We start from the raw sequence: 2,413 nt of genomic DNA, 5'->3' as shown, positions 1-2,413 counted from the left end.
TTTTGACGGGGGGACCTTGAGATCCGTTTCGGGTCCTGCCAGGAATGGGCGGCTCCGTGATCGGAGCAGACGGCCCAAGGCAGCGCGCCAACGCTACCAAGGGCCTGACCCTCAAGCCTTCTGTGAAAGGAATCGGGCTATGACCAACCTACACGCTTCCTCGCCTCGGGCGAAAGCTCCGCGTGCCGCATCTGCGGCGTCATCCACCGCCAATGGCACAACAATGCCGCCCGTCCATCAGCTTTTCGCGGACCGCGTGCCTCAAAAGTTTGAGCCACCAGCGCAGTGCCGCCACGCCCATCTCGTCCGCTACCCTGACNACAATGCCGCCCGTCCATCAGCTTTTCGCGGACCGCGTGCCTCAAAAGTTTGAGCCACCAGCGCAGTGCCGCCACGCCCATCTCGTCCGCTACCCTGACGTCGAAGCGGATTTCGACGTCCTCATCGACAAAGCGATCGCCGCGATTGCCGAGGGTGGGCCAGTCAAGGACGAGATCCTCGGCCACTATGTGAACATTGCCTCGCTGGTGCGGGCCGTCAGTTTCCGCGAAGGCAAGTTGCTGGAGCAGGCTGTCGAGCGGCTGGCCAGGGTCAACCCGGATCTGGTCGTGCTGATGCAGTCGATCAAGCTGCCCTTGGTCAAAGCCGCTATCGAAGCGGTTGCTGGCAACGACTGGAAGCACCTCGACGGTGTGCGGCTGGATTGCGATGCGCCGGCGAAAGGCAGCTACACACCAGACCTCATTGTCGTCAACCTTGCCAAGCGGGCCGCTTTTGTCCTCGACCTAAAGCGGTCCCTGGCGTCATACGGTGACACCAGCCGGCTCGAAGAGCTGAAGTTGAAGATGTTGGCGTCGGCGATGGTGTTGCCGGACTGGCTCTACAAAACTCAAAAGAGGATGATGGTCGAAACGGTCGGTGTTGCCATCATCGACGGTGCCAGCCGTCCAAGCGATCATGCAGCGGGCGTTTGGGCCTTGTCCGAGATCGACGACCTGCTCGAGATTGAAGGAGCAGCCCTCTGCATGGCGCAATTGCGTCTGCGCTTTGGGATGCGGGTCCAGCAACTGCTCGAAGCAGAGGCACGACGCGCGATCGCGATCGCACAGCCCCCCTTGGCAACACCCGCACCGGCGATTTTGACATCAGGGCGACGCTTTGGGATTTTGCGTTCCACCTCCCCTGCCCTCGTCTGCCAGGATGTTGCCGATTGTGGTGACCACTCCACGGTCTGCAACTGCACCCGGTGCGATGACGATCCTGACGTTGACGGTGACGATGGTCGCGATGATCCCGAGGCGCTTGCGCACGAACCTAACGCCTGGCCACCTCGACATATCCGCATCGGGTTTGCGCGGCGTCTCCTCGACGCCTAAGGCAACCGCCCGTTTACAGTGAGGCACTTGGCTGCGGCTCTGACGCACGCAGCCAGCCTTTTCCATGTCCCTGTTTTGAACACGCCGTCCACCCAAGCTGGACTGGTGAGGAGATCTTTGTGGCTACTGACATCGTTTCCGAGTTACCACNCAGCCTTTTCCATGTCCCTGTTTTGAACACGCCGTCCACCCAAGCTGGACTGGTGAGGAGATCTTTGTGGCTACTGACATCGTTTCCGAGTTACCACCACCCCACACACGCCAGCGTTCCGATGCATCCTCGGCGCCGTGCCGCACGCGTTTGCTCGCCTCCCGCGATGATCTAGCGGTGCACGATGATCCAGCGGTGATTGTCGGCCTTGCCCTCGCCGTCACCCGACAAGCAAATGGCGGTATGACGTACATGCCGTCCGTGCTGCTTGATCGGCTTGATCAGCATGCGCGCCAGGGAAACGCCGCCTGCCGAACCGTTCTCGATCATGTGACCAGAAATACTAAGAGATGTCGCCATGCCCTAGGCCTTGATGGCGCGCAATCTGCTTTGGGGCAGGAAACCTGCGTGGCAATTATTGCCGCGCCCAATTTACCGACGTCGGAGGGCAAATGATGGATCGTTTGTCTTCCTTCTTGCTGCGGCGCCTCCGGCATGTTCAACGCAAAAAAATCCGTCGCCTAGCGGTGCGCAAAGGGCTGTTGTCGATGACCACCACTGTGATCGACGGGCATGTCGTTGTGTGCTACCGGCCTCTGTTCGACCCTCGCCATCTGGCGGGTGACGTCGAGCGCGACCGGCAATGGCTGCAGGACAACCTTGCTGCCTTCCTTGTCGAGCCACCAAGCGATACTGCATCTCGTTCTGGTCAACCCGACGTCACACCAGACTGGCCCGTGCAGATCAGGCGAGGTGGTACGGCTGTCGCTGTTGAAGCAAGCACCGCCGCCTACGCCGTCCGCATGGTGGCCAAGGCTGGTGACGTGCCAAACCTCAAGCACATGGCATGGACTGGCTGACGGCCAGCACATAGCGACCCTGATCT

3 protein-coding genes are annotated in these 2,413 nt (G+C 60.7%); 2 read left to right on the top strand and 1 reads right to left on the bottom strand.

What is annotated here, in order from left to right:
- Positions 1–320: 320 nt before the first annotated feature.
- On the top strand, positions 321–1,376 hold a 1,056-nt coding region (locus tag ASF29_RS12665; RefSeq protein WP_244473548.1), incomplete at its 5' end, for a hypothetical protein.
- A 322-nt stretch (positions 1,377–1,698) separates the two neighbouring features.
- Here the strand turns inward: ASF29_RS12665 and ASF29_RS24410 are convergent.
- Complete coding sequence (locus ASF29_RS24410) at positions 1,699–1,887, bottom strand: hypothetical protein (RefSeq protein WP_156462661.1); 189 nt, start codon at positions 1,885–1,887, stop codon at positions 1,699–1,701.
- Positions 1,888–2,075: 188 nt separating this feature from the next.
- On the opposite strand from ASF29_RS24410, the gene ASF29_RS12660 reads away from it, so the two are divergent.
- Positions 2,076–2,387, top strand: coding sequence for a hypothetical protein (locus ASF29_RS12660; RefSeq protein WP_156462660.1), 312 nt, complete (start codon positions 2,076–2,078; stop codon positions 2,385–2,387).
- Positions 2,388–2,413 lie beyond the last annotated feature (26 nt).

The sequence above is a fragment of the Rhizobium sp. Leaf262 genome (assembly GCF_001422245.1).
GTDB lineage: Bacteria > Pseudomonadota > Alphaproteobacteria > Rhizobiales > Rhizobiaceae > Agrobacterium.
The sequence above is the reverse complement of the archived record's forward strand: the minus strand, read 5'-3'. Positions and strand labels throughout refer to the sequence as shown.